Genomic DNA, 24,630 nt, shown 5'->3' on the forward strand with positions numbered 1-24,630 from the left:
CGCCCACCCCAACCCCCTTTGACACTTGGGATGGACATGACCAGGATCCCCACGGAGCCCGGCACCACCGAAGACAGACCCGCCGAGGACGGACCCGCCGGGAACGAACCCGGCACGTCGCCCCCGGACACCCCACGCCCCACCGGCGCACTGGACGCCTACTTCAAGATCTCGGCCCGGGGATCGACCCTCGCCAACGAACTGCGCGGTGGGGTCACCACCTTCATGGCGATGGCGTACATCATCCTGCTCAACCCGCTCATCCTGAGCGGCGCGGACGCCACCGGCGCCAAACTGGACCCCGCCGCGCTGACCACCGCCACCGCGCTGGCCGCCGCCGTCACCACCGTCCTGATGGGCCTGGTCGGCAACGTGCCGCTCGCCCTCGCCGCCGGGCTCTCCGTCTCCGGCGCGGTCTCCGCGCTGGTCGTCCCGCACACCACCTGGGCACAGGCCATGGGCCTGTGCGTGATCTACGGCCTGCTGATCGTGCTGCTGGTCGTCTCCGGGCTGCGCGAGCGGATCATGAACGGCATCCCGCTGCCGCTCAAGCACGCCATCACCATCGGCATCGGCCTGTTCGTCACGGTGATCGGCCTCTACAAGGCCGGGTTCATGCACACCGGCGGCCCCACCCCGCTCTCGCTCGGCCCGACCGGCGAGCTGTCCGGCTGGCCGGTGCTGGTCTTCTGCGTCACCCTGCTGGCGATCTTCGTGCTGATGGCGCGCGGCGTCCGCGGCGCGATCCTGCTCGGCATCGCCGGCGGCACCGTGCTCGCGGTGATCGTCAACCGGGCCGCCCACGTGCCCGCCGGGGCCTGGCGGAACTCGGTGCCGGTCTGGCCCGGCAGCCCCGTCTCCGCACCGGACTTCGGCCTGTTCGGCCACGTCGACCTGTTCGGCGCGTTCGGCGGCCACGGCATGGGCGCGATCAGCGCCTCGGTCGCGGTGTTCACCCTGGTGCTGGCCGGCTTCTTCGACGCGATGGCCACCATCATCGGCGTCGGCACCGAAGCCGGACTGGCCGACCGGCGCGGCCGGATGCCCGGACTGTCCAAGGCGCTGTTCATCGACGGCGCGGGCGGCGCGGTCGGCGGCCTGGCGGGCGCCTCCGGGCAGACCGTCTTCGTCGAGTCCGCCACCGGCGTCGGCGACGGCGCCCGCACCGGACTCGCCTCCACCGTCACCGGCGCCCTGTTCGCGCTGATGCTGTTCTTCTCGCCGATCGCCGGGATCGTCCCGGTCGAGGTCGCCTCGGCCGCCCTGGTCGTGATCGGCTCGATGATGATGAGCCAGGCCCGGCACATCGACTGGTCCGACCGCGAGGTGGCCGTCCCGGCCTTCCTCACCTGCGTGCTGATGCCGTTCACGTACAGCATCACCGCGGGCGTCGCGGCCGGCGTCATCTCGTACACCGTCATCAAGGCCGGGCTGGGGCGCTGGCGCGAGCCCGGGGTGCTGATGTGGATCCTCACCGCGGTGTTCGTGGTGTACTTCGCGATCACCCCGGTCAAGTCCTGGCTGGGCGTGCACTAGGCACCCGGGCGCCTTCGCCCTGTTCGCGCCCGCCTCGGGCAGGGCCTCGGGGCAGGACCGCCTTGGGCACCACCACCGCCGTACGGGATCGTTTCCCGTACGGCGGCGTCTCCCGCTACTGTCGAAACCGTGTAAGGAGCCTCCCCCATGCAGGACATCGCCGAGCAGCTGCGGGCCTGGCACGCGTCCGGGCGCTCCTTCGCCGTGGCCACCGTGGTCGGCGTCTCCGGCAGCGCTCCGCGCGACCCCGGGGCGGCGCTGGCCGTGGACGCGGACGGCGAGGCGGTCGGCAGCGTCTCCGGCGGGTGCGTCGAGGGCGCGGTGTACGAGCTGTGCCGGGCCGCCCTGGCGAGCGGCGAGCCGGTGCTGGAACGCTTCGGGTACAGCGACGAGGACGCCTTCGCGGTGGGTCTGACCTGCGGCGGCGTCCTGGACGTGTTCGTCCAGCCGGTGGTGCCGGGGGCCGACGCCGGGCTGGACACCGGGATCGCGCACATCGCGGCCGGCACACCGGTGGCCCTGGTCCGGGTGATCGCCGGACCGGGCGGGGCGGGCGGGCTGGTCGGGGCCACCCTGGCGGTCACCGCGGACGGCGTGGCCGGCGCGCTCTCGCCCACCCCCTCGACGGTCGGCGCCCTGGAGCGGGCGATCGTCGTGCGGGCCCGGGCGATGCTGGAGGCCGGACGCACCGGCCGGCTGGTGCTCGGCCTGGACGGCCGCCCCTGCGACGAACACGGCCGGGGCACCGTCACCTGCTTCGTCGAGTCGTACGTGCCCGCGCCGCGGATGCTGGTGTTCGGGGCGATCGACTTCGCGGCCGCGGTGGTGCGGATCGGCAAGTTCCTCGGCTACCACGTGACGGTCTGCGACGCCCGGCCGGTCTTCGCCACCGCCCGCCGCTTCCCGGAGGCCGACGAGGTGGTGGTCGACTGGCCGCACCGCTACCTGGACTCCCAACTCGGCCGGATCGACGGACGCACCGTGCTCTGCGTGCTCACCCACGACGCCAAGTTCGACATCCCGCTACTGGAACGCGCCCTGCGGCTGCCGGTCGGCTACGTCGGCGCGATGGGATCGCGCCGCACCCACCGGGACCGCGCCGCCCGGCTCCGCGAGGCGGGGCTCACCGAGGCCGAACTGGCCCGGCTGCGCTCCCCGATCGGCCTGGACCTCGGCTCCCGCACCCCGGAGGAGACGGCGGTCTCGGTCGCCGCCGAGATCGTCGCCCACCGGCGCGGCGGCAGCTGCCTGCCACTGAGCGCCTCGGACGGGCCGATCCACCACGACCTGTCGCGCACGGGGACGGAGGGTGACGGGGGCGGCGCGGCCGACGGCCCGGCACCCCGCACCCACGCGGCCTGAGCCGGGAGCGGCTCCGGCACCGCTCACGTTGCGTGGCCACCGGCGCGGCGGGAGGCTGGAGTTGCGGACTCGCCCCGAGCCCGGGGAAGGAGCGGGCATCATGCGCGCCCTGCTGGAGGTCGAAATCGACACCGCGGCCTCGAACAAGCTGATCAGCGACGGAACGATGGCCGAAGGGGTCCAGCGCATACTGGCCCAACTGAAGCCGGAGGCGGCCTACTTCCTCAACCGCAACGGGAGCCGCGGCATGGTCATGGTCGTCGACGTCCCGGACGAGGCCTCGCTGCCGTCCATCGCCGAGCCGTTCTGGACCCAGCTGAACGCCACCGTCGACCTGCACATCTGCATGAACGCGGACGAACTCATGGAAGGACTGAAGCGTCTCGGCCGCTGAGCCGCCGGAGGTCCCGCTCTAGTCGGTCAGCGCCAGCTTCACGCCGAAGCCCACCACCACCGCGCCGGTCACCCGGTCCATCGACCGCCGGGCGGCCGGCCGGCGCAGCCAGCCGCGCAGCACCCGGGCGAAACCCACCAGGACGGTCGACCAGAGCAGGCCCTCCACGACGTGCACGCAGGTCAGCGCCACACCGGCGGCGAAGTGCGGGACGCCGACCGGGATGAACTGCGGCAGCACGGCCACGTAGAAGACCCCGACCTTGGGGTTCAGCAGATTGGTCAGCGTGCCCCGCCGCCAGCCGTGCGCGAACCCGCCGTCCTCCGGCTCCTCCTCGGCCGCCGCCTCACCGCCCCGGTTGCGCAGCATCCCGATGCCCATCCACACCAGGTACGCCGCGCCCGCCCACCGCAGGACCTCGTACGCCACCTGCGAGGCGGTGAGCAGCGCCGTCACCCCGGCCGAGGTCAGCGTCCCCCAGATCAGCGTCCCGGTCTGGATCCCCAGCACGACGCCCCACGCCTGCCGGCGCCGCCCCAACGCGGAGGTCCGCAGGACCAGCGCCGTGTCGAGCCCGGGCGTGAGCGTGAGCAGCCCCACGACGAGGGCGAAGGACCACAGGGCCGTTGTCATCTCCATGGGCCTCGATGCTCTCACAGCCCCGGAGGGACCTCGTCAAGCGGCCGTCGCTCAGTCCGCCGACCCCGGCGGGACGACCCACTCGGTGGAGCGCTCACTCACCCTTTTCCACCGGCCCGGTGAGATCGGGCAGCCCACCGTCCTCGAGCCAGGTCGTGAAGACCTGGCGCTTGCGACGCTTCACCGCATCCTCGAGAGCGGCGTTGACGGTGGCGGTCTTGGTCGTCGTACCGAAGATCTCCGCAGCCTCGGCCAGCAGGTCGTCGTTGATGTCCATCACGGTACGGGCCATGACCAACCTCCCGAGCGAAGCGGGGTCTGCGATATCGGGTTCGACCGTATCCGATATCGCAGGCCCCACGGGGCCCGATCGGCCGTTGTTCACCCGGTCAGGTGACGTTGAGGCGGGCGGCGAGGCGCAGCAGGCCGGGGCTGAGGCGGGAGAGGAAGCGGGCGGCCTTGGCCTCGGGGGTGACGGGGACGACGGGCCTGCCGGTGCGGACGGCGGTCACGATCGCGGTGGCGACCTTCTCCGGGGGGAAGCCGCGGCGGGCGTAGAGCTTCGCGGCGCGGGCCTGCTTGGCGGCCTGCTCGGTGGAGGTGGTGGCGGAGAAGGTGGAGGTGCGGGTGATGTTGGTGTTGACGATGCCGGGGCAGATGGTGGAGACGCCGATGCCGTGGCCGACGAACTCGGCGCGCAGGCAGTCGGAGAGCATGAACACCGCGGCCTTGCTGGTGGCGTAGGCGGTGAGCGCCTTGGACGGCAGGTAGGCGGCGGCGGAGGAGACGTTGACGATGTGGCCGCCCCGGCCGCGGTCGGCCATCAGGGTGCCGAAGGCGCGGCAGCCGTGGATCACGCCCCAGAGGTTGACGTCCAGGACCCGCTGCCACTCCTTCTCGGTGGTCTGCAGGAACGTCCCGGAGTGGCCGATGCCCGCGTTGTTGACCATGACGTCGGGCACCCCGTGCTCGGCCGCGACGGTCTGCGCGAAGGCGTCCACCGCGGCGCCGTCGGAGACGTCCACCCGGTAGGCGTGCGCCGGCGGGCCGATCAGCGAGGCCAGTTCGGCGGTGCGCTCGGCGGCCGCGAGGTCGAGGTCGCAGACCACCACCCGGGCGCCGTCCTCGGCGAAGGCGAGCGCGGTGGCCCGGCCGATGCCGCTGCCGCCGCCGGTGACCACGACCAGCCGGCCGTCGCCCTCCTCGGGGCGGGCCCGGCCCTCGTCGGTGCGGGTGGTGAACTCGCGGACCAGTCCGGCCACGGTGGCTCCCTTCTCCAGCAGCGCCGACCAGTGGCCGGCGTGCAGCGTCCTGCGGGTCAGGTTCGGCGCCCAGCGCTCCAGCCCCTCGGAGAGGTAGGTGCCGACGTACCGGTCCCGGGTGAGGGTGATCAGCTGGACCGGCACCTCGGTCGGCCGCTCGCGCGGACTGCCCAGGGTGGGGCGGAAGTTGGCCCGGTACAGCTCGATGCCGCGGACCGCGTCGCGGCGCAGGGTGGGCTGCGGGTGGTCGGCGCGCGGGGTGACGTGCTCCAGGTCGCGCAGCACCCTCGGCCAGGCCCGGGCCAGGCCGAGGCGCCAGACGCCGGGGGCGAGGTAGGGCAGGTGGAAGGCGGTGATGTACCAGGAGTGCAGGCCCTGGTGGAGCAGCTGCCCCAGGTGGCGGGGGGTGGGGCGGCGCAGCCGGTGGCGCAGCCAGTGGCCCATGTGGTCCAGGCTGGGGCCGGACAGGGTGGTGTACGAGGCGATCCGGCGCTCGGCGCCGGGTGCGGTGACGGCCTCCCAGGACTGGATCGAGCCCCAGTCGTGGGCGAGCAGGTGCACCGGGCGGTCGGGGCTGACGGCGTCGGCGACGGCGAACAGGTCCTCGGCGAGGTGCTCCAGGCGGTAGCCGGACCGGTCGGCAGGGGCGGCCGACTCCCCGGCGCCGCGCACGTCGTAGCGGACCACGTGGTGGTCGCGGGCGAGGTCGGCGGCGATGTCGTCCCAGACGGTGTGGGTGTCGGGGTAGCCGTGCACGAGGAGGACGGTGGGGGCGGCCGGGTCGCCCTGCTCGAAGACGGCGAGCGGGAGGCCGCCGGAGTGGACGGTCCGGCGGCGGACCGGGGGCTTCGTCCGCGCCTGGGGCTTCGTCGGGAACGTCATCGGGTGGCCTCCAGGGTGGTCGGCTCGGCGGCGGTCGGCTCGGCGGTCTGCTCCGTGTCGGTCAGCTCCGTGGTGGCCGGCTCGGTGGCGGCGGCGGTCCAGCGGCGGACGTGCGGCAGGTCGTCGTCGAGCCAGTAGGCGTCGTCCTCGGTGACCACCAGCAGTTCCTCGAACTTGATGCCCACGCCCCGGAAGCCGATGTGCGGCTCGACCGCCCACAGCCCCGGGGTGGGCGCGTGCCGGGACGACCGCCCGTCGGCCCAGAGCGGCGAACGGCCGTGCAGCCGCTCGGTGACGAGCTCGCGGCCGAGGGTCTGGAGGGTGCGCACGCCGAAGCCGAAGACGTTCACCCCGGCCGGGCCGCGCGCGGTGTTGCGGGTGACCTGGTGGCCGATCACCCGGCCCGGGTAGACCTGGTGGCGGTTGTCGTAGCCGTGCGCGGCGATCTGGGCGTCCACCGCGGCGTACACCTCGGCGAGCGGCCTGCGGGCCCGCACCTCGGCGAGGATCAGCTCGCGGTAGACCTTCAGGTCGGCGGCCAGCCGGTCCCAGACCCGGTTCTCGCCGACCTTGCCGCCGTAGCCGATGTCGGCGGTGTAGCCGTCCACCACGGGCGCGCAGTCCAGCACGTACGGCATGCCCTCCTCCAGCCGGCGGTTGCCGGCGAAGAACTGGAGCGGGGTGTGGAAGTGCCGGAACGCCGTCCGGTCGCCGAACCAGGCGAAGGGGACGTGGAAGAAGTCCTGCACCCCGGCGGCGACCAGGCGGCGGCGCAGCTCGGCGGTGGTCTGCCGCTCGGTGACGCCGGGTTCGATCCAGGCGGCGACCTGTTCGGCGCAGTGGTAGGCGAGTTGCTGGGTCTCGCGGAAGCGGGCGAGGTCGCGCTCGGTGTAGCGGAAGGCGGGGGTCGCTTTCGCCATGGCGGAGCTCCTTCTAGAGGTCGAGCACGAGGGTCTCACCCTCGGCGGCCCGGGAGACGCAGGGCAGCAGGGCGCCGGCGGCGCGCTGCTCGGGGGTGAGCCTGCGGTCCCGGTGGTCGGGCGAGCCGGCCAGCAGGCGGACCTCGCAGGTGCCGCAGAAGCCCTGGTGGCAGGAGTACGGGAGGTCCGGACGGGCCTCGCGCAGCACGTCCAGGGCGGAGCGGTCGGCGGGGACGTCGAGGGTCGGGCCGTCGGTGCCGAGTCGGACGGCGAACGGCTCGCCGTCGGTGACCGGGGCGGCGCCGAAGCGCTCGAAGTGCAGGGAGGCGGCCGGGGAGCCGTCCAGGGCGCGCTGCACGGCGGAGAGCATCGGGGCCGGGCCGCAGCAGTAGACGGCGGCGCCGCGCGGGGCGTGGGCGAGCAGTTCGGCACCGGTGGGGACGCCGCCGTGCTCGTCGTCGGTGCGCAGCACCACCCGGTGCGGGTCGAGGGCGCGCAGCTCGTCCGTGTACGGGAGGGTGTCGGCGCTGCGGCCGACGTGCACCAGGCGCCAGTCCAGGCCGTGCCGCTGCGCCTCGCGGGCCATCGGGAGCAGCGGGGTGATGCCGATGCCGCCGGCCAGCAGGAGGACGGCGGGCTCGGCGCAGAAGGCGAAGCCGTTGCGCGGGCGGCGGGCGGTGAGCCGGGTGCCGGGGTGCAGGGCGTCGTGGACCTCGACGGACCCGCCGCCGCCCTCGGGCAGCCGCCGGACGGCGATGCGGTAGGCGGCGCGGTCGGCCGGGTCGCCGCTGAGGGAGTAGTGGCGCTCGCGGCCGGAGGGCAGGACGAGGCGCAGGTGGGCGCCGGGCTGCCAGCCGGGCAGCGGGCCGCCGGAGGGGTCGGCGAGCCGCAACTCGACGACGTCGGCGGCCGGTCGGCGGCGTTCGGCGACGACCAGCTGGAGCGGCGGGGTGGGACGGCTGAGCGGGCGCCGGGGGTTGCGGCGCAGCAGGGGGCTGCCGAGGGCCGGGGAGTAGCGGTCGCCGAAGGCGGTGAGCCGGCGCATGAAGCCGTCGGCGCGGGGGCGGCCGTAGAGGTCGGGGGGCGGGGCGAGCGGGTCCATCCGGCGGGGTCCTTGGGGTGAGGGGGGGAGAGGGGGCTGTCGCCCGCGTCAGCCGCGCCCGGCGGCCGCGCGGGCGGCCGGGGAGGCGGCGAGGTAGCCCAGCGCCTGGCTGGACGAGCCCTCCTGGGTCGGGTGGTAGCCCGGCCGCAGGTAGCGCAGCCCGGAGCGGACCGACTTGACCGGGTCCGGCAGCAGTCCGCGCTTGGCGATCCGGCCGGCCTCCCGCCAGGTGGGCTTGAGCCGCCCCGCCAGGGTGGGGTCGGCGGCGAGCAGGAACCGGGCGCCGCGCACCCAGAGGTGGACCAGCAGCGGCCCGGAGACGGCCATTCCGCGCACCCGGCGGAGGTAGCCCGGGTCCAGGTGGACCATCAGGTCGTAGGCGACGCTGCGGTGCTCGACCTCCTCCGCGCCGTGCCAGCGCAGCAGGTCCAGCATCGTCGGGTCCGCCTTGGCGCGGTCCAGGCCCGGGGAGTTGAGCGCCCAGTTGCCGAGGAAGGCGGTGAAGTGCTCGATCGCCGCGATGAAGGCGACCCGCTCGATGACGTTCTCGCGCTGCCGGGCCGGCGACAGCCCCGGCTTGTCGCCGAGGACGCGCTGGAACAGCCAGGAGATCTGCCGGACGTACGGCCGCGGGTCGAGCCCCTGGCCGAGCAGGTGGTCCAGGACCTCCTGGTGCGCTTCGGCGTGGATGGCCTCCTGGCCGATGAACCCGAGGACCTCCTCGCGCAGTTGCTCGTCCCGGATGAGCGGCAGCGCCTCCTTGAACACCTTGACGAACCACCGCTCGCCCTCGGGCAGCAGCAGGTGCAGCACGTTGATGACGTGGGTGGCCATCGGCTCGTCCGGGATCCAGTGCAGCGGCAGCCGGGACCAGTCGAAGCGGACGTCCCGGGGCTCCAGCACGAGGCTCTCGTGCACGCGTGCGGCGGGCGCGGCGAGGGCGGGGACGGGGGTGGAACGGGGCATGGCAGGCCCTCCTGACCTGGGGGCGGCGGCTCGGCTCCAGGGAAACGTACTCGCGGGTAGCCATCGGGACAAGGGGTTCGGCACCCCTTATCGACATCGAGTCTAATAAGTGACGCGCACCGTCGGGCGACGCGCGCGGCCGGACGCCGCCGGACGCCATCGGACACCGTGGGGAAACACGGGAAACGCGGGAGGCCCCACCGGTCTCCCGGCAGGGCCTCCTCGACGTCACGCGCGCGACGGCCGCCCCGCCGTCAGACCGCCATCGCCAGCATCAGCGGCGCCGCCCGGGCCGCCAGCAGCTCGGCGGCGGCCTTCAGCTTGTGGATGTTGTCCGCCGGCATCGAGGTGGCCAGGCAGCCGACCGTGCTGCCCGCCGTGATCGGCACGGCCGCGCACACCGTGCCCAGCGCGTACTCCTGGATGTCCAGCACCGGCACCGTGGCCGGCTGCCGCTCCAGCCGGTGCATCAGCTGGTCGGCGTCGACGACGGTGCGGGAGGTGAGCCGGGCGACCGGGTGCCGGGAGAGGTGGTCGCGCCGGGCGTCCGCGTCCAGCTGGCCGAGCAGGCACTTGCCGATCGCACTGGCGTGCGCGGTGGCCCGGAAGTCCACCCACTCCTGCACGGCCGGGGCGTAGTCGGCGGCCGAGACCGCCTCCACCGACAACTCCCCGTCCTGGTACCGGGTGAAGTACACGGCGGCGCCCAACTCGTCCCGGAGTTCGGCGAGCTTGCGGTTGAGCCGGGCCTTCACCAGCTGCTCCCGGTTGTGCTGGCCGAGCAGGGCGAAGGTGCCGCCCAGCAGCCAACCGCCGTCCTGGCACTGGAGGTAGCCCTCGACCTCCAGGATCTCGGCGAGCCGGCGCACGGTCGGCAGCCCGAGCGAGGTCTCCCGGGCGAGGGCCACCAGGGTGGCTCCGTCGGAGTGGCGGTCGACCGCCTCCAGCAGTCTGAGGGCGTGCTGCAGGGAGGTGAACGGGCCCGTCGGACCCTGGTCAAGCGCGGCGTGACGACCCGGGGCTGGTGTCGACATGTCGTCCCCTTCCGATGTCCCCCCACGGAGCGACCGCGGGCGCACACCAGCCTATCGACCCGGCGGCTCCGACGACTGCCGTCCGTACATATCCGTGGACAATCCGTGCAGGCCCACCGGCCGACCTGGGCGGACGCGACGGGCCCCTCCCCCATTGCCCGGGAGGAGGGGCCCGTTCCGCGGCCGCCCGGTACGGGCCCGGCGGCCACGAGGGTGGCGGTGCGGAGGATGGTGCGGACGGTGCGGGCGGGTCAGCCCTCGTCGCCCGCGCGCAACTTGGCGACGGCGGCGGCCAGTCGGGCGCCGTACTCCTCGTCGGCGGCGTGGAAGTGGGCGAGGTTCCGCTCCACCACGTCGTCGCGCGAGACCTGCGCCAGGAAGCCCGCGATGTTGCCGACCAGGCGGGTCTTCTCGCCCTCCGACATCAGCCGGTACAGCTCGCCGGCCTGGAAGAAGTCGTCGTCCTTGGTGTGCGCCGGGGTGGTGTAGGTGCCGGTGTGGCCGCTCACCTTGACCGGCGCGGCCGTCGCGTCGCCGGTCTGGACCGGACCGTCGTACGAGTTGGGCTCGTAGTTCCTGCCGCGGCCGGCGCTGTTGGCGGCCATCTGGCCGTCCCGGCCGTAGTTGGCGGCCTCGGTGGCGCGCGGGGCGTTCACCGGCAGCTGGGTGTGGTTGACGCCGAGGCGGTAGCGCTGGGCGTCCGCGTAGGCGAACAGGCGGCCCTGGAGCATCTTGTCCGGGGACGGGCCGATGCCGGGCACGAAGTTGTTCGGCGAGAACGCGGCCTGCTCGACCTCGGCGAAGACGTTCTCCGGGTTCCGGTTGAGCACCAGGCGGCCGACCTTGACCAGCGGGTAGTCGGCGTGCGGCCACACCTTGGTGAGGTCGAAGGGGTTGAAGCGGTAGTCCGCGGCCTCGGCGACCGGCATCAGCTGGACGTAGAGGGTCCAGGACGGGAACACCCCGCGCTCGATGGCCTGGTGGAGGTCGCGCTGGTGCGAGTCGGCGTCGCCGCCGACCACCTCGGCGGCCTGGTCGCCGTCCAGGCAGCGGATGCCCTGGTTGGTCTTGAAGTGGTACTTCACCCAGTAGGCGTCGCCGTCGGCGTTGACCCACTGGTAGGTGTGCGAGCCGTAGCCGTTCATGTGGCGGTAGGAGGCCGGGATGCCCCGGTCGCCGAACAGCCAGGTGATCTGGTGGGTCGAGGCCGGCGAGTGGGCCCAGAAGTCCCAGACGTTGTCCGCCTCCTGCACGCCGGTGTACGGGTCGCGCTTCTGCGAGTGGATGAAGTCGGGGAACTTGATCGGGTCCTTGATGAAGAACACCGGGGTGTTGTTGCCGACGAGGTCGTAATTGCCCTCCTCGGTATAGAACTTGAGGGCGAAGCCGCGCGGGTCGCGCACCGCGTCGCTGGCTCCCAGGTTGCCGGCCACGGTGGAGAAGCGCAGGAAGACCTCGGTGCGCTTGCCGACCTCGGAGAGGAAGCCCGCCCGGGTGTACCGCGCGACCTCGTCGGTGACCTCGAAGTAGCCGTACGCGCCGGAGCCGCGGGCGTGCACCACGCGCTCCGGGATGCGCTCGCGGTTGAACCGGGCCAGCTTCTCCAGCAGGTGCTGGTCCTGGATCAGCAGCGGACCGTACTCGCCGGCCGAGGCCGAGTTCTGATTGTCGGCGACCGGGGCGCCGGACTCCGTGGTCAGGATCTTGGGCATGGAGGGTCCTTCAGGTGTCGATAAGCGCGGTGCGTGGAGAGTGAAGTGACGGATCGTCAGATTCGTTCGCCGGAAAAGGTTCCCTGGGGTTCCCGACGAGCGGATCCGACGGGCCGTCAGTTTCCGAGCAGGCTCCGGACGACGGTCGCGGCCGCGGCCGGGTCGGCCGCCGGGCGGGCGGCGGTCAGCGCGGCGGCCTCGTCGGCGGTGAGACCGGCCCGAGTGAGGGCCGCGACGGCCTCGGCGGCCGGGAGGGCGTTGAACCAGCGCAGCGCGAGGGCCGCGCGGCCGGCCCCGGTGAGGCGGCCGGTGAGCCGGAGGCGGGCGAGGCCGCCGTCCGGGTGGACGTTGATGCGCACGTGGGTCACCGGGCGGCCGGCGTCGAGCCGGAAGCGGTGCCGGGTGTCGGGCTGGAGCCGCGTGCGGGGCAGGAGTTCGAACCACTCGCCGTCGGCCGGGTCGGCCCCGGTCGAGGCGTCGAAGCCGATCAGGTCGGCCCAGCCGGGGGCATTGGCGACGAAGTAGGAGGTGTCCACTTCGGCGGCCAGGACCTCACCGCCCCCGGCCAGGGCGATCTGCACCCAGTCGTTGGCCTTGTCGCGCCGACGCCGGGTCTCCCAACCGTCGCCCATGACGGAGGCGCGGCCGGGAGCGTTCAGGTTGTGCGGGGAGGAGAAGTAGCGGTCGGAGGCCGCCTCGGCCACGCCGCCGTACTCCTGGGCGGCCAGGTCGAAGGTGAGGCCGTCCAGTTCGCGCGGATCGGGCAGCACCTCGCCGTGCACCCGCAGCCGGGCGACCCCGCCGTCCGGGAAGATGTTCAGCCGTACGTGGGTGTAGCGGGTGCCGTCCGCGACGGCGAACTCGTGGGCGGTGTCGCCGTCGAGCGCGGTGCGCGGCACGATCGTGGTCCACTCGGCGTCCTGGAGCTCCTCGGGCGAGGGGTGGCCGGGGACGGACGCGGCCTCGACCGAGGCGGTCTCCGGGTAGTTGCCCGTGAAGTGGGCGGTGTCCACGATCACGCCGCGGACCACCCCGGCGGCGCCGAGCCGGACGATCGCCCAGTCGTGGTCCTCGTCGGTGGGGTGCGGCTGGTCGGCGGAGACGCCGCGGCGGCGCTTGGACTCCCAGCCGTCCATGATCTGGCCCTTGTGGCCGAAGGTGTGCGGGCGGAACTCGGCCGGCTTGGCGACCAGCAGGTTCTCGGCGTCCGCGAAGGTGTCCTCGTTGGTGGCGACGACGCCCGCCCCGAGCAGTCGGGAGGCCAGGTCGACCAGCTCGGTGAAGGGAGCACTCGGGGTGTCGGCAGTGGTCACTGACTCTCCTTTAGGCGCGTTCGGACGGGATGGGGGTGGCGGTGGTGAAGCGGGTGGGGTCGGCCTGCGGCCGGGCGAGCTGCCGGCCGAAGGGGCGGGCCGCCGGGTCCACCTCGCGGCCGCGCAGCCAGGTGGCGCGCACCGCGCCGGTGAGGGTCCGGCCCGCGTACGGGGTCACCGGGTTGCGGTGGTGCAGCCCGCTCGCGCGGACGGCGAACCCGCCGTCCGGGTCGAAGGCGACCAGGTCCGCGTCGTGGCCGGCGGCGATGGCGCCCTTGGTGCCGGTCAGGCCGACCAGTTCGGCCGGTCCGGCGGACATCCAGCGCACCACGTCGGCCAGGGTGTGGCCGCGGCGGCGGGCCTCGGTCCAGACGGCCGGCAGGCCCAGCTGGAGCGAGGCGATCCCGCCCCAGGCGGCCGCGAAGTCGCCGCTGCCGCCGTACTCGGGCAGCAGCTTGAGGTCGGGGGTGGACGGCGAGTGGTCGGAGACGACGGCGATGAACTCGCCGCGGCCCAGGGCCTCCCAGAGCGCGTCCCGGTTGGACTCATCGCGGATCGGCGGACAGCACTTGAAGGCGGTGTCGCCGTCCGGCACCTGCTCGGCCGCGAGGGTCAGGTAGTGCGGACAGGTCTCGGCGGTCACCCGTACGCCGTCCTCGCGGGCCTGCCGCAGCAGCGGCAGCACCGCGGCCGAGGAGACGTGCAGGACGTGCACCCGGGCACCGGTGCGCCGGGCCGCGTCGAGCAGCCGGGCGACGGCCGCGGTCTCCGCGTCGGCGGGCCGGGAGGCCAGGAAGTCCCGGTAGTGGACGCCGGGTTGCTGCGGGGCGGCGGCGAGCACGGCCGGGTCCTCGGCGTGGATGATCGCCAGCGCCCCGATCCTGGCCTGCTCGGCCAGCGCCGCCTCCAGGTCGGCGGCCTCGACGTGCGGGAACTCGTCCACCCCGGAGGGGGCGAGGAAGCTCTTGAAGCCGAACACCCCTGCCTGGTGCAGCGGTTCGAGGTCGGCCAGGTTGCCGGGGACGGCGCCGCCCCAGAAGCCGAGGTCCACCCAGGCCTGGCCGTCTGCGGCCTTCCGCTTGAGCGCCAGCCCCGCCACCGTGGTGGTGGGCGGGATCGAGTTGAGCGGCATGTCGACGATGGTGGTGACGCCGCCGGCCGCGGCGGCCCGGGTGGCGGTGGCGAAGCCCTCCCACTCGGTGCGGCCGGGCTCGTTGACGTGCACGTGGGTGTCGACCAGGCCGGGCAGCAGGGCGGTGTCGCCGAGGTCGACGAGCTCGCCCTCGCGGGCCGCGAGCGAGCCGTGCGGGGCCGTACGGGCGATCCTCCCGTCCTGGATCAGCACGTCCGCGGGGCGCTCGCCGTCGGGCAGGACCGCCCGCCGGGAGCGGATCACCGTCGGCTGGCTGAAAGGCATGGGGGACCTCCGGAACCTGGGAGTCGAGGGTGTCGGAACACGGGGGAGGCGAGGGATTGCCGGGAGCCTAGGCCCGCCTTCAACAAAACGTCAATGGAGGAACATTCGAGGGATCACCGCGCGGGAAGGTCGCGCACGCACCGGGGTTCAGTGCGACAGGAGCTCCTCGGCCAGCCGCTCCCCCGCGAGTTCGGCCAGCTCGGCGGCCCTGGTCATGCTCTCCCCCGGCCGCTCGGCCAGGTCGGTCAGGGCGATCGCGGCGGTGAAGCCGGCGGCCCGCCACTCGGGCTCGGAGAGCTCCAGCCGGCCCGCCACCGCGGCCACCCGGACCCCCGCCCGGGCGGCCGCCGCGGCGACTCCGGCCGGGGCCTTGCCGTGGAGCGTCTGGGCGTCCAGACACCCCTCCCCGGTCACGACGAGGCATGCCCCGCGCACGGCCCCGTCGAAGCCCAGCAGGTCGAGCAGCAGCTCGATGCCGGGGCGCATGGTCGCGCCGAGCAGGGCCAGGGCGGCGAAGCCCACCCCACCCGCGGCGCCGGCGCCGGGCGCCTCCCGGACGTCCCGCCCGGTGGCCTCGGCGACCAGGTCGGCGAACCGGGTCAGCCCCGCCTCCAGCACCACCAGGTCCCCGCCGTCGGCGCCCTTCTGCGGGCCGTAGACGGCGGCGGCACCGCGCGGCCCGAGCAGCGGGTTGTCCACGTCGCAGGCCACCACGACCTCGACCCCGCCCAGGGCCTCGGCCAGCGGGCCGGGGTCGATCTCCGCGAGCCGGCGCAACGCGGCACCGCCGGGCGGCAGTTCGGCCCCGCCGGCATCGCGCAGCCGTGCCCCGAGCGCCTGCACCATGCCGGCGCCGCCGTCCGTACAGGCACTGCCGCCGAGGCCCAGCACGATCCGCTTGGCGCCGAGCGAGACCGCCTTGGCGATCAACTGGCCGACTCCGTAGGACCCGGCCGCGAGCGGGGCGGTGCGGCCGCCGGGCAGCCGGGCGAGGCCGGAGGCCTGCGCCAGCTCGACCACGGCGGTGTCGTCCCGGACGGCCAGCGCGGCGTCCACCGGCAGGCCGGTCGGGCCGGCCACCTTGGCCGGGGCCCGGCTGAAGCCGGCCGCGAGCGCGGCGGCCAGGGTGCCCTCGCCGCCGTCGGCGACGGGCAGTTCGCGCACCTCGGTACCGGGCGCGGCGCGGCGGATGCCGGCCGCGATCCGGGCCGCCGCCTCGGCACCCTCCAGGCTGCCCTTGAACTTGTCGGGGGCGACGACCACATGGCCCTGGTGGGGGGTGGGGGGCATGGCGCGCTCCTCGCTTCCGTACGGGTCTGGCGGTGGTTCCGGGACGTGCGTCCGGCTGACGTGCGTCCAGCATGGGCCCGGGTGCTCCGGGTGGCCAGCGCCTCGGCCGGGGCGGCCGGGGAGGCCGGAGGTGACCGTGGTGTCCGGAGCGGCCCGCTCCAGGAGGGTGCGCCCCTCCCCGCCGTTCCCCTCGTCCCGCTTCCGACGTACGAGGGGCTCCCCTCGGCAGGGAGGGGCCCTGGCGACGCGTACCAGGCACGACCGAAGTGCCCCCAGGGGGACGTACGCGTCACCGGCTTGGATCGACCGACGGGCGGGCGGATGAGCCCCGGCCCGCACGCCGGTCGGGTCCGGCCTCCTGGCGGCGCGGGCACGACCGGATAGGTACACGCCACCAGGAGGAGTTCGGGGCCGGGGGCTCCGCGCGGGAGCCCCCGGCGGTCACGCGGCCTCGCGCCCGGAGAGCCGCTCGACGCCGCGCAGCAGCGCCGAGTGGTCGAGCGAGCCGTCGCCGTTGGCCCGGGCGGAGGCGACCAGCTGGGCCACCACGGCGCCGACCGGCAGCGCGGCGCCCACGGCGCGGGCGGCGTCGGTGACGATGCCCATGTCCTTGTGGTGCAGGTCGATCCGGAAGCCGGGGGCGAACTCGCGGTTCAGCATGTTCGCCCGCTTGCGGTTGAGCACGGTGGAGCCGGCCAGGCCGCCGCCGAGCACGTCCAGCGCGGCCGCGAGGTCGACGCCGGCGTTCTCCAGGAACACCACTGCCTCGGCGAGCACCTGGATGTTGACCGCGACGATCAGCTGATTGGCGGCCTTGACGGTCTGGCCGGCGCCGGCCGGGCCGACGTGGACGACCGTGGTACCCAGCGCGTCGAACAGCGGCCTGGCCTCGGCGAAGTCCTCGGCCGCACCGCCGACCATGATCGACAGGACGGCCTCGACGGCGCCGGCCTCGCCGCCGGAGACCGGGGCGTCCAGGGTGCGGACGCCCTTCGCCCTGGCGGCGGCCTCGACCCTGATCGAGGTCTGCGGGGTGATCGAGGACATGTCGATCACCAGGGTGCCGGGCCTGGCGTTCTCCAGCACGCCGCCCTCCCCCAGGACGACCTGCTCGACCTGCGGGTCGGCCGGGACCATGGTGATGACCACCTCGGCGTCCCTGACCGCCTCCGCGATGCTGCCGGCGCCGTGGCCGCCGAGCGCGACCAGGGCGTCGATCGGCGGCCGGGTGAGGTTGAAGCCGGTGACGTGGTGGCCGGCCTTGACCAGGTTGGCGGCCATCGGGCTGCCCATGATGCCGAGGCCGATGAAGGCGATCTTGCGGCTCATCGCGTCGAGTTCCTTACGTGTGCGGGTGGGAGGTCGGGTGGGTCGGCGGTGCGCTGCCCGCCGCTCGAACCGGGCACTGCCCGGCGGTGCGCGGCTGGGCGGCTCCGCTACTGGGCGGCGCGCAGTTCGCGCGGCAGCCACCCGAAGCTGTCGGCGCTGACGCCGCCGGAGGGGCGGTACTCCAGACCGATGGAGCCCGCGTAGCCCGCGGCCGTGAGCCGGGCGAACAGGTCCTCGAAGTCCAGCTCGCCGGTGCCGGGCTCGTTGCGGCCCGGGGTGTCGGCGATCTGCACGTGGCCGATGCGGTCGGCGTGGGTGTCGATGACCGCCGCCAGGTCCTCGCCGTTCCTGGCCAGGTGGTACAGGTCGCAGAGGAACCTGGCGTTCCCCAGGCCGGTGGCGGCGTTGACCCGGTCGACCACCTCGACCGCGGCGGCGGCCGAGACCAGCGGGTAGTCCGGCGACTCGGCCCTGTTCAGGGCCTCGATCAGCAGGACGGCGCCGATCCCGTGCGCGGCCCGCGCGGCGAGCACCAGGTTCTCCAGTGCGAGCGCGTCCTGCTCGGCCGGGTCGACGCCCTCGACCCGGTTGCCGTACAGCGCGTTGAGCGCGGTGGCGCCGAGCGAGGCGGCGAGTTCGGCGGCGACCGGGAGGTTGGCGCGGAAGCGGTCCCGCTCGGCGGGCACCGAGACGGTTCCGCGGGCGCCCTTGCTCAGGTCGTCCAGGAGGTTGAGGCCGGTGAGCCGCACGCCGGCGTCGGTGAACGCCTTGCGCAGCGCGTCCAGTTCGGCCGGCGAGGGGTCGTGCTCCGCGCCGAAGGGCCACCACAGTTCGGCGGCGGTGAAGCCGGCCGCGGCGGCCGCGGCGGGGCGCTCCAGGAGCGGCAGTTCGCCGAACAGGATCGACAGGTTGACCGTGAAGCCGTGCTTGGCAGCCGCCGTCACGTCGCTCACCTCTCATCTCTCTTCCTTCATCCGCAACTTCCACAATCCGGAAGAGGGATTCTGTGTGGTGGAAGCATCTCCGGCCCGCCGAGCGGGTGTCAAGGGAGTCGCAACATTTTGTTGAAGCAGTCCCGAGGGGCCCTGCCGGGTACCCCGAGGGCACACCGGGGCAGCCCTGAGGACACCCCGAGGCCACACCGGCGGCGCGCCGTCCGCGGGGGCCGGACCGTTCGATCCCCCGACCCCTGCCCGCCCGCACCCCCGCTCGCTACAGTGACCCCGTGCGATTGATGGTGGAGTTCACGACAGAACCGTTCGAACTGGACACGTTCCCGGAGCACGCCGCGGCGGCTCGCCGGGTGGTCGACGACGCCGGCCTGGACGTCTCGGTCGGCCCCTTCGGCACCGGTGCCGAAGGCGGGGCCGAGCAGGTCCTCGCCGCGGTGACCAAGCTGCTCAAGGAGACCCTGGACGCCGGGGCGACCCGGATCTCGGTCCAGGTCAGCGTGCTGGGCGAGGAGGACGGTACGCCGTGACCGAGAACGTGGAACACCCGCTCGCCGCGGCGGTGAAGCCGCTGCTGGCCGCGGTCGGCGCGACGCACGTCCCGCTGGACGAGGCGAAGCCCGACGATGTGGTCCTGGAGTGGGAGGGCACCCCGGCCCTGGCTGTCCGGCTGCCGCACCTGAGCAGCGCGTTGGACCGGCTGCTCGCCGAGATGACCCGGCAGTTCGACGGCCGCCCGCTGGCCGAGCTCGACCGCCTGGAGAAGCAGTGGGTCGTCGCCCTACTGGAGGAGCGCGGCGCCTTCACCGTCCGCCACGGCGTGGAGACCGTCGCCTCCGCCCTGGGCGTCAGCCGCTTCACCGTGTACAACTACCTGAACCGCCAGGACGGCGCGAAGTCGTCCTGACGCTCCGGTTCGACGCCCTCCGGGGCGTGTGCGCGCCCCCGCTCCGGGGGCTTCCGAACGGGTGACCCCGCCGACACGACAGGACCGGATCGGCCTGCGGCGGGGCACACTTGGCGAATCGCACACGAAAGGGCCCGACATCGGGGCCCGGTTCAAAACGTAACCACCAACCGTTCAACAAAGTGTTGACGGCCGGGTGGGGCCGATCTAGCTTTTCCGGGTGGCACCACTCTTCAGGAGGTCCACCCGTGACCAACCACCCCCACACCCTTGACGTCCTGGCCGCGACCGATGCCGCGGCGCTGGAAGGGATCCTGCTGGAGGTCTGCTCCAGCCCCCGCTGGGCCGCCGCGGTCGCCGCGGCCCGGCCCTGGTCCGACCGCGACACCCTGCTCGCCGCCAACGCGGCGGCCATGGCGTCACTGACGACCGAGGACCTGCGCGACGCGATGGCCGGCCACGCCCGGATCGGCAGGCCGACAGTCGGCGACGCCATCTCCGAGCGCGAACAGGCCGGAATCCAGGGCGTGGACCAGGCGGTCCTCGACGCGCTGCACGAGGCCAACGCCGCCTACGAGGCCAAGTTCGGCCACGTGTTCCTGATCTGCGCGACCGGCCGCACCGCGGTCGGCATGCTCGCCGCCCTGCGCGAACGCCACCCCAACGACGCCGCCACCGAGGCGGAGATCGTCCGCGGGGAGCTGCGCAAGATCAACGACATCCGGCTCGACCGCCTGCTCGACGCTTCCTGACACTCCGTCATATCGCGCTTTCTCCCATCCTCCTTGCCAGACACTTCCGGCATCCACTGATGCTGACGCACCATCACTTCTGCCATCAGTAAGGTCACTTCACCCATGACTGGCATCTCCACCCACGTGCTCGACACCAGCCTCGGCCGACCGGCCGAGGGCGTCCCGGTCGAGCTCGCACTGCACACCGAGGGTGGCTGGCAGGTGCTCGGCACCTCCGCCACGGACTCCGACGGCCGGGTCAAGGACCTGCCGGCCGTGGAGGCGGGCTCGGTCGTCCGGCTGCTCTTCGACACCGGCGCGTACTCCGCGTCCACGTCCGCCGAGCCGCCGTTCTTCCCCGAGGTCTCGATCGTCTTCACGGTCGCGCCCGAACAGCACCACTACCACGTGCCGTTGCTGCTCAACCCGTTCGGATACTCGGTCTACCGCGGAAGCTAGTGGACCGACCTGGAAAGCTTAGGAGCCACGTCATGGCCCACGTGCTCGGTCAGAACCAGTACGGCAAGGCGGAGAACCGCATCGTCCGGATCCACCGCGACTCCACCCGGCACGAGATCAAGGACCTGAACGTCTCGGTCTCGCTCCGCGGCGAGTTCGAGGACGTCCACCTCACCGGGTCCAACGCCAACTGCCTTCCCACCGACACCACCAAGAACACCGTCTACGCCTTCGCCAAGGAGCACGGCATCGAGTCGGCCGAGGCGTTCGGCATCCTCCTGGCCCGCCACTTCGTCGACGACACCGAACGCGGCGTCGTGCACAGCGCCCGGATCCGGATCGAGGAGTACTCCTGGGACCGGATCCGGACGCCGGACAGCTCGGCCCGCTTCATCGGCTCGGAGGAGGTCGGCCACTCCTTCGTCCGCAACGGCCAGGAGGTCCGCACCAGCGAGATCGTCTACGACGGGGAGTCCGTCCAGGTCATATCCGGCCTGAAGGACCTGGTCGTCATGAACTCCACCAACTCGGAGTTCTGGGGCTACATCAAGGACGGCTACACCACCCTCCAGGAAGCGTACGACCGCATCCTCGCCACCCAGGTCACCGCCCGCTGGAAGTTCGGCTACAGCGGCCGGGACGGCGAGGCCCAGCCAAACTGGAACCGCTCCTACACCCACGTGAAGCGGCACCTGCTGGAGGCGTTCGCCGAGACCTACTCCTACTCGCTGCAGCAGACCCTGCACGCGATGGGCACCCGGGTCCTCAACAACCGCGCCGAGGTGGACGAGGTCCGCCTCGAACTGCCGAACAAGCACCACTTCCTGGTCGACCTGGAGCCGTTCGGCCTCAAGAACGAGAACGAGGTCTACTTCGCCGCCGACCGCATGTACGGCCTGATCGAGGGCACCGTGCACCGCGAGGGCGTCGTCCCGGTCATCCCGGTCGCCTGACCTCCCCCACCCTCGGCACCCTCAGCACCCGCACCACCAGGTGGACGCCGCCCGGAATCGCCGCATCCCCCGGTCCCCACGGGCCGGACGGCCGGGCGGGCCGCCCCACCGGCCCCATCACCAGGCACCACCCGCACCAGTTAGTTCTTCTCCACCTCCACCCCCACCCACCGGAGTTCGTGTCTGCCTCGCGGCGGCCGGCCCGGGGCACTGGAGAGCCCGGCCGAGGGATCCTTGCACCGCCGTCCCGCCCCCGGTCGTACCAGCACCAGCACCAGCCGCACTCCAGCGCCACGGGCGCGCCGGGAGCCACGGGCACAAGAGGGGCTCGACATGGCACCCAGCAACACCACCAGTACAGACGGCGGTTCCACCCCGGAGAGAACGCAGGACCCGGACGGCACGGACGGCACGCCGGCGCACCGCACCGGCAAGCCGCCCCGGCCCGGAACCCATCCCGTGGACGAGTTGCTGCCCCCGGTGAAGCTGTTCTCCACCGGACTCCAGCACGTCGCCGCGATGTACGCGGGGGTCGTCGCACCCCCGCTCATCGTCGGCGCCGGCGTCGGGCTCTCCCCCGCCGAACTCGCCCTGCTCATCTCGGCCAGCCTGTTCACCGCCGGACTGGCCACCCTCCTCCAGACCCTCGGCATCTGGAAGATCGGCGCGCGACTGCCGTTCGTGAACGGCGTCTCCTTCGCGGGGGTCGCGCCCATGATCGCCATCGCCAAGGGCTCCATCGAGAAGACGGGAGGACCGAAGGAGGCCCTCCCGGTGATCTTCGGAGCGGTGATCGTCGCGGGGCTCCTGTGCTTCCTCGCGGCACCGTACTTCTGCAAGCTCATCCGGTTCTTCCCCCCGGTCGTCCAGGGCACCGTGATCACCCTCATCGGGGTGTCCCTGCTCCCGGTGGCGGTCAACTGGGCGCGCGGCGGTTCGCCGGGCGCCCCCGGGTACGGCTCCATGCGGGCCGTCGGCCTCGCCGCGATCACCCTCGTCGCGGTGGTGCTCTGCAACCGGCTGCTGCGCGGGTTCTGGCAGCAGCTGTCCCTGCTCATCGGCCTGGCGTTCGGCACCCTGATCGCCTTCCCGCTGGGGCTCGCCGACTTCGGCGCGGTCAAGGACGCGAAGGTCTTCTCGCTCCCCTCCCCGTTCCACTTCGGCGCGCCCGTGTTCGACGCCGCCGCGATCGTCTCGATGTGCATCGTCATGGTGGTCGCGATGACCGAGTCCACCGCCGACATGCTCGCCCTCGGCAGGATCGTCGACCGCGAGGCGGACGAACCCACCCTCGCCGCCGGCCTGCGGGCCGACGGCCTGGCCACCGCGCTCAGCCCCGTCTTCAACGGCTTCGCCGCCAGCGCCTTCGCCCAGAACATCGGGCTGGTGGCGCTGACGAAGATCCGCAGCCGCTTCGTGGTCGCGGCCGGCGGAGGCATCCTGGTCCTGCTGGGGCTGTTCCCCGTGCTGGGCTCGGTCGTCTCCCTGGTGCCGCAGCCCGTCCTCGGCGGCGCCGGGATCGTGCTCTTCGGCACGGTCGCGGCCAGCGGCATCCGCACCCTCGCGGAGGCCGGCATGGAGTCCGGGTCGAACACCATCCTCGTGTCCGTCGCGCTCGGGGTCGGCATCGTCCCGATCGCCGCGCCGACGTTCTACGACTCCTTCCCGGAGGCCGCCCGGACCCTGCTGCACTCGGGGATATCGGCCGGCTGCGTGGTGGCCGTCCTGCTCAACCTGCTCTTCCACCACGTCGGGGCCGCCCGTCGCTCCAGGCCCGGCCAGGGCTCCGACGCGACGGTACCGGCGGCTCCGACGGCTCCCGCGGTGCCGTCGATGCCGACAGGTCCCACGGTTCCGACGGCGACGCCGTCCTGACCGGCCCCGGGAGGGGCGCGCACCACGGTGCGCACCCCTCCCGGCCCTCCCCCCTAGGAGTCACGCCATGGCAGTCCAGCCCCCGCCCACCGACCAGCGGACCGTGATCGAGAACGTCGCGATCGCCACCGTGGACGCGAACGACACCGAGTACGCCCGCGGCCACGTGGTCCTCCTCGGCAACACCATCGAGGCGGTGGGCGACGGCCCCGCCCCCGCGTGGCTGGACAACGTGGTGCGCCGGATCAACGGCGAGGGCCACCTGGCCACCCCCGGCCTGGTCAACACCCACCACCACTTCTACCAGTGGATCACCCGCGGCCTGGCCCAGGACGACATCCTGTTCGACTGGCTGGTCGCCCTCTACCCGACCTGGGCGCGGATCGACGAGCGGCTCGTGCACGCCGCCGGCCAGGGCTCCGCCGCCGCGCTGCTCAAGTCCGGCTGCACCACCGCCTCGGACCACCACTACGTCTTCCCGAAGGACGGCGGCGACATCCTCGGCGCCTCCATCGAGGCCGTCCAGGAGCTCGGCCTGCGCTTCACCGCGCTGCGCGGCTCGATGGACCGCTCGAAGAAGGACGGCGGGCTGCCGCCGGACCACGCGGTCGAGGAGCTGGACGACATCCTGGCCGCCTCCGAGACCGCCGTGGACCGCTACCACGACTCCTCCTTCGGCTCGATGCTGCACATCGCCCTCGCGCCCTGCTCCCCCTTCTCCGTCTCCACCGACCTGCTCCGGCAGTCCGCCGAACTCGCCCGCCGCAAGGGCGTCCGGCTGCACACCCACGGCTCGGAGACGGCCGAGGAGGAGGCGTTCTGCAAGGAGCTGTTCGGCATGGGGCCGACCGACTACTTCGAGTCGGTGGGCTGGCTCGGCGAGGACGTCTGGATGGCGCACTGCGTGCACATGAACGACTCCGACATCGCCAAGTTCGCCGAGACCGGCACCGGCGTCGCCCACTGCCCGTCCTCCAACGCCCGCCTGGCGGCCGGGATCGCGCGGGTGCCCGACATGCTCCGGGCCGGCGTCCCGGTCGGGCTCGGGGTGGACGGCACCGCCTCCAACGAGTCCGGCGAGCTGGGTACGGAGCTGCGCAACGCCCTGCTGATCAACCGGCTGCACGGCTCCCCCGCCGCGCTGACCGGGCGGCAGGCGCTGCGCCTGGGCACCATGGGCGGCGCCCGGGTGCTCGGCCGGCAGGACGAGATCGGCTCGATCGAGGTCGGCAAGCTCGCCGACCTGGCGCTGTGGAAGATCGACGGGGTCATGCACTCGTCCATCGCCGACCCGGTCGCCGCGCTCACCTTCGGCGCGCTGCCGCCGCTGTCGGTGCTGTTCGTCAACGGCAACGCGGTGGTCGAGAAGGGGCAGCTGACCACCGTCAACGAGGACCGGATCGCACGCGACTGCGCCCGCGCCGCCCGCGAGCTGGCGGCGCGTCCGGTCTAGGGCCGGTCCGGTCTGGGTCGGTCCGGTCTAGCGCCGGTTCGGTCCGGTCCGGGGCCGGTTCGACGCCCACCCCGTACTCCGGGGGCGCCCAGGGACGGTGCGCCCCCGGGCTCCGCGCACCTCGGGGCGACGGACGGACGA

23 protein-coding genes are annotated in these 24,630 nt (G+C 73.4%); 10 read left to right on the top strand and 13 right to left on the bottom strand.

Features of this window, described 5'->3' with window-relative positions; genetic code table 11:
• Positions 1-36: 36 nt before the first annotated feature.
• The 3 genes from ACWDCZ_RS09880 (at position 37) to ACWDCZ_RS09890 (ending at position 3,292) form a co-directional block, all read left to right on the top strand.
• Positions 37-1,536, top strand: coding sequence for an NCS2 family permease (locus tag ACWDCZ_RS09880; protein WP_449815668.1), 1,500 nt, complete (start codon positions 37-39; stop codon positions 1,534-1,536).
• Positions 1,537-1,683: 147 nt separating this feature from the next.
• Positions 1,684-2,898, top strand: coding sequence for an XdhC family protein (locus ACWDCZ_RS09885; RefSeq protein WP_449815669.1), 1,215 nt, complete (start codon positions 1,684-1,686; stop codon positions 2,896-2,898).
• Positions 2,899-2,998: 100 nt separating this feature from the next.
• On the top strand, positions 2,999-3,292 hold the full coding sequence (locus ACWDCZ_RS09890) for a hypothetical protein (protein WP_049654035.1): 294 nt from the start codon (positions 2,999-3,001) through the stop codon (positions 3,290-3,292).
• Positions 3,293-3,310: 18 nt separating this feature from the next.
• On the opposite strand, the gene ACWDCZ_RS09895 is transcribed toward ACWDCZ_RS09890, so the two are convergent.
• From ACWDCZ_RS09895 to ACWDCZ_RS09955, 13 genes are all read right to left on the bottom strand, one after another.
• Positions 3,311-3,931 carry a LysE family translocator gene (locus tag ACWDCZ_RS09895; protein ID WP_049654038.1) on the bottom strand — a complete coding sequence of 207 codons (621 nt, stop codon included), beginning with the start codon at positions 3,929-3,931 and terminating at the stop codon, positions 3,311-3,313.
• Between the two features lie 94 nt (positions 3,932-4,025).
• A complete protein-coding gene (locus ACWDCZ_RS09900) occupies positions 4,026-4,223 on the bottom strand; it encodes a type II toxin-antitoxin system VapB family antitoxin (protein ID WP_049654040.1) in 198 nt (65 codons plus the stop codon).
• A gap of 97 nt (positions 4,224-4,320) precedes the next feature.
• Positions 4,321-6,075: an SDR family oxidoreductase gene (locus ACWDCZ_RS09905; RefSeq protein ID WP_449815670.1), complete on the bottom strand. Its 1,755-nt coding sequence runs from the start codon at positions 6,073-6,075 to the stop codon at positions 4,321-4,323.
• Complete coding sequence (locus ACWDCZ_RS09910; protein WP_449815671.1) at positions 6,072-6,995, bottom strand: M24 family metallopeptidase; 924 nt, start codon at positions 6,993-6,995, stop codon at positions 6,072-6,074. The genes ACWDCZ_RS09905 and ACWDCZ_RS09910 overlap by 4 nt, the downstream gene beginning before the upstream one ends.
• Positions 6,996-7,008: 13 nt before the next feature.
• Positions 7,009-8,097, bottom strand: coding sequence for a PDR/VanB family oxidoreductase (locus tag ACWDCZ_RS09915; protein WP_117492621.1), 1,089 nt, complete (start codon positions 8,095-8,097; stop codon positions 7,009-7,011).
• 48 nt (positions 8,098-8,145) lie between these two features.
• Positions 8,146-9,063, bottom strand: coding sequence for a metal-dependent hydrolase (locus tag ACWDCZ_RS09920; RefSeq protein ID WP_049657802.1), 918 nt, complete (start codon positions 9,061-9,063; stop codon positions 8,146-8,148).
• 254 nt (positions 9,064-9,317) lie between these two features.
• Complete coding sequence (locus ACWDCZ_RS09925; RefSeq protein WP_449815672.1) at positions 9,318-10,097, bottom strand: IclR family transcriptional regulator; 780 nt, start codon at positions 10,095-10,097, stop codon at positions 9,318-9,320.
• Between the two features lie 251 nt (positions 10,098-10,348).
• Positions 10,349-11,809, bottom strand: a complete 1,461-nt coding sequence (locus tag ACWDCZ_RS09930) for a catalase (protein WP_380738575.1) — start codon at positions 11,807-11,809, stop codon at positions 10,349-10,351.
• A gap of 116 nt (positions 11,810-11,925) precedes the next feature.
• Positions 11,926-13,122, bottom strand: coding sequence for an allantoicase (gene alc / locus ACWDCZ_RS09935; RefSeq protein WP_449815673.1), 1,197 nt, complete (start codon positions 13,120-13,122; stop codon positions 11,926-11,928).
• Positions 13,123-13,132: 10 nt separating this feature from the next.
• A complete protein-coding gene (allB, locus tag ACWDCZ_RS09940; RefSeq protein ID WP_388047877.1) occupies positions 13,133-14,539 on the bottom strand; it encodes an allantoinase AllB in 1,407 nt (468 codons plus the stop codon).
• A gap of 147 nt (positions 14,540-14,686) precedes the next feature.
• On the bottom strand, positions 14,687-15,829 hold the full coding sequence (locus tag ACWDCZ_RS09945) for a glycerate kinase (RefSeq protein WP_449815674.1): 1,143 nt from the start codon (positions 15,827-15,829) through the stop codon (positions 14,687-14,689).
• A 441-nt stretch (positions 15,830-16,270) separates the two neighbouring features.
• Positions 16,271-17,158 carry a 2-hydroxy-3-oxopropionate reductase gene (locus tag ACWDCZ_RS09950; protein ID WP_449815675.1) on the bottom strand — a complete coding sequence of 296 codons (888 nt, stop codon included), beginning with the start codon at positions 17,156-17,158 and terminating at the stop codon, positions 16,271-16,273.
• A 107-nt stretch (positions 17,159-17,265) separates the two neighbouring features.
• Positions 17,266-18,111: a TIM barrel protein gene (locus tag ACWDCZ_RS09955; RefSeq protein ID WP_449815676.1), complete on the bottom strand. Its 846-nt coding sequence runs from the start codon at positions 18,109-18,111 to the stop codon at positions 17,266-17,268.
• A 272-nt stretch (positions 18,112-18,383) separates the two neighbouring features.
• Between ACWDCZ_RS09955 and ACWDCZ_RS09960 the strand changes: the two genes are divergently transcribed.
• The 7 genes from ACWDCZ_RS09960 (at position 18,384) to ACWDCZ_RS09990 (ending at position 24,489) form a co-directional block, all read left to right on the top strand.
• Complete coding sequence (locus tag ACWDCZ_RS09960) at positions 18,384-18,638, top strand: thiamine-binding protein (RefSeq protein ID WP_063780213.1); 255 nt, start codon at positions 18,384-18,386, stop codon at positions 18,636-18,638.
• Positions 18,635-19,015 (top strand): helix-turn-helix domain-containing protein, encoded by a 381-nt coding sequence (locus tag ACWDCZ_RS09965; RefSeq protein WP_449815677.1) that lies wholly within the window; start codon positions 18,635-18,637, stop codon positions 19,013-19,015. Before ACWDCZ_RS09960 ends, ACWDCZ_RS09965 begins: the two co-directional genes overlap by 4 nt.
• A 248-nt stretch (positions 19,016-19,263) precedes the next feature.
• On the top strand, positions 19,264-19,767 hold the full coding sequence (gene uraD, locus ACWDCZ_RS09970) for a 2-oxo-4-hydroxy-4-carboxy-5-ureidoimidazoline decarboxylase (RefSeq protein WP_449815678.1): 504 nt from the start codon (positions 19,264-19,266) through the stop codon (positions 19,765-19,767).
• A gap of 105 nt (positions 19,768-19,872) precedes the next feature.
• The gene (gene uraH, locus ACWDCZ_RS09975; protein ID WP_049653752.1) at positions 19,873-20,208 is read left to right on the top strand and encodes a hydroxyisourate hydrolase; all 336 of its coding nucleotides are present in this window, start codon (positions 19,873-19,875) and stop codon (positions 20,206-20,208) included.
• Positions 20,209-20,240: 32 nt separating this feature from the next.
• Positions 20,241-21,161, top strand: coding sequence for a factor-independent urate hydroxylase (gene pucL, locus ACWDCZ_RS09980; protein WP_074004302.1), 921 nt, complete (start codon positions 20,241-20,243; stop codon positions 21,159-21,161).
• A 333-nt stretch (positions 21,162-21,494) separates the two neighbouring features.
• Positions 21,495-23,036 (top strand): nucleobase:cation symporter-2 family protein, encoded by a 1,542-nt coding sequence (locus tag ACWDCZ_RS09985; protein WP_449815679.1) that lies wholly within the window; start codon positions 21,495-21,497, stop codon positions 23,034-23,036.
• 67 nt (positions 23,037-23,103) lie between these two features.
• Positions 23,104-24,489 carry an 8-oxoguanine deaminase gene (locus tag ACWDCZ_RS09990; RefSeq protein WP_117492640.1) on the top strand — a complete coding sequence of 462 codons (1,386 nt, stop codon included), beginning with the start codon at positions 23,104-23,106 and terminating at the stop codon, positions 24,487-24,489.
• Positions 24,490-24,630 lie beyond the last annotated feature (141 nt).

It is taken from the genome of Kitasatospora sp. NPDC001225 (assembly GCF_053597855.1).

Bases quoted from the DNA above. Each gene is read 5' to 3' on its own strand.
- ACWDCZ_RS09880 (WP_449815668.1), top strand. From the start codon at position 37: ATGACCAGGATCCCCACGGAGCCCGGCACCACCGAAGACAGACCCGCC.
- ACWDCZ_RS09885 (WP_449815669.1), top strand. From the start codon at position 1,684: ATGCAGGACATCGCCGAGCAGCTGCGGGCCTGGCACGCGTCCGGGCGC.
- ACWDCZ_RS09890 (WP_049654035.1), top strand. From the start codon at position 2,999: ATGCGCGCCCTGCTGGAGGTCGAAATCGACACCGCGGCCTCGAACAAG.
- ACWDCZ_RS09895 (WP_049654038.1), bottom strand. From the start codon at position 3,931: ATGGAGATGACAACGGCCCTGTGGTCCTTCGCCCTCGTCGTGGGGCTG.
- ACWDCZ_RS09900 (WP_049654040.1), bottom strand. From the start codon at position 4,223: ATGGCCCGTACCGTGATGGACATCAACGACGACCTGCTGGCCGAGGCT.
- ACWDCZ_RS09905 (WP_449815670.1), bottom strand. From the start codon at position 6,075: ATGACGTTCCCGACGAAGCCCCAGGCGCGGACGAAGCCCCCGGTCCGC.
- ACWDCZ_RS09910 (WP_449815671.1), bottom strand. From the start codon at position 6,995: ATGGCGAAAGCGACCCCCGCCTTCCGCTACACCGAGCGCGACCTCGCC.
- ACWDCZ_RS09915 (WP_117492621.1), bottom strand. From the start codon at position 8,097: ATGGACCCGCTCGCCCCGCCCCCCGACCTCTACGGCCGCCCCCGCGCC.
- ACWDCZ_RS09920 (WP_049657802.1), bottom strand. From the start codon at position 9,063: ATGCCCCGTTCCACCCCCGTCCCCGCCCTCGCCGCGCCCGCCGCACGC.
- ACWDCZ_RS09925 (WP_449815672.1), bottom strand. From the start codon at position 10,097: ATGTCGACACCAGCCCCGGGTCGTCACGCCGCGCTTGACCAGGGTCCG.
- ACWDCZ_RS09930 (WP_380738575.1), bottom strand. From the start codon at position 11,809: ATGCCCAAGATCCTGACCACGGAGTCCGGCGCCCCGGTCGCCGACAAT.
- allB (WP_388047877.1), bottom strand. From the start codon at position 14,539: ATGCCTTTCAGCCAGCCGACGGTGATCCGCTCCCGGCGGGCGGTCCTG.
- ACWDCZ_RS09945 (WP_449815674.1), bottom strand. From the start codon at position 15,829: ATGCCCCCCACCCCCCACCAGGGCCATGTGGTCGTCGCCCCCGACAAG.
- ACWDCZ_RS09950 (WP_449815675.1), bottom strand. From the start codon at position 17,158: ATGAGCCGCAAGATCGCCTTCATCGGCCTCGGCATCATGGGCAGCCCG.
- uraH (WP_049653752.1), top strand. From the start codon at position 19,873: ATGACTGGCATCTCCACCCACGTGCTCGACACCAGCCTCGGCCGACCG.
- pucL (WP_074004302.1), top strand. From the start codon at position 20,241: ATGGCCCACGTGCTCGGTCAGAACCAGTACGGCAAGGCGGAGAACCGC.
- ACWDCZ_RS09985 (WP_449815679.1), top strand. From the start codon at position 21,495: ATGGCACCCAGCAACACCACCAGTACAGACGGCGGTTCCACCCCGGAG.
- ACWDCZ_RS09990 (WP_117492640.1), top strand. From the start codon at position 23,104: ATGGCAGTCCAGCCCCCGCCCACCGACCAGCGGACCGTGATCGAGAAC.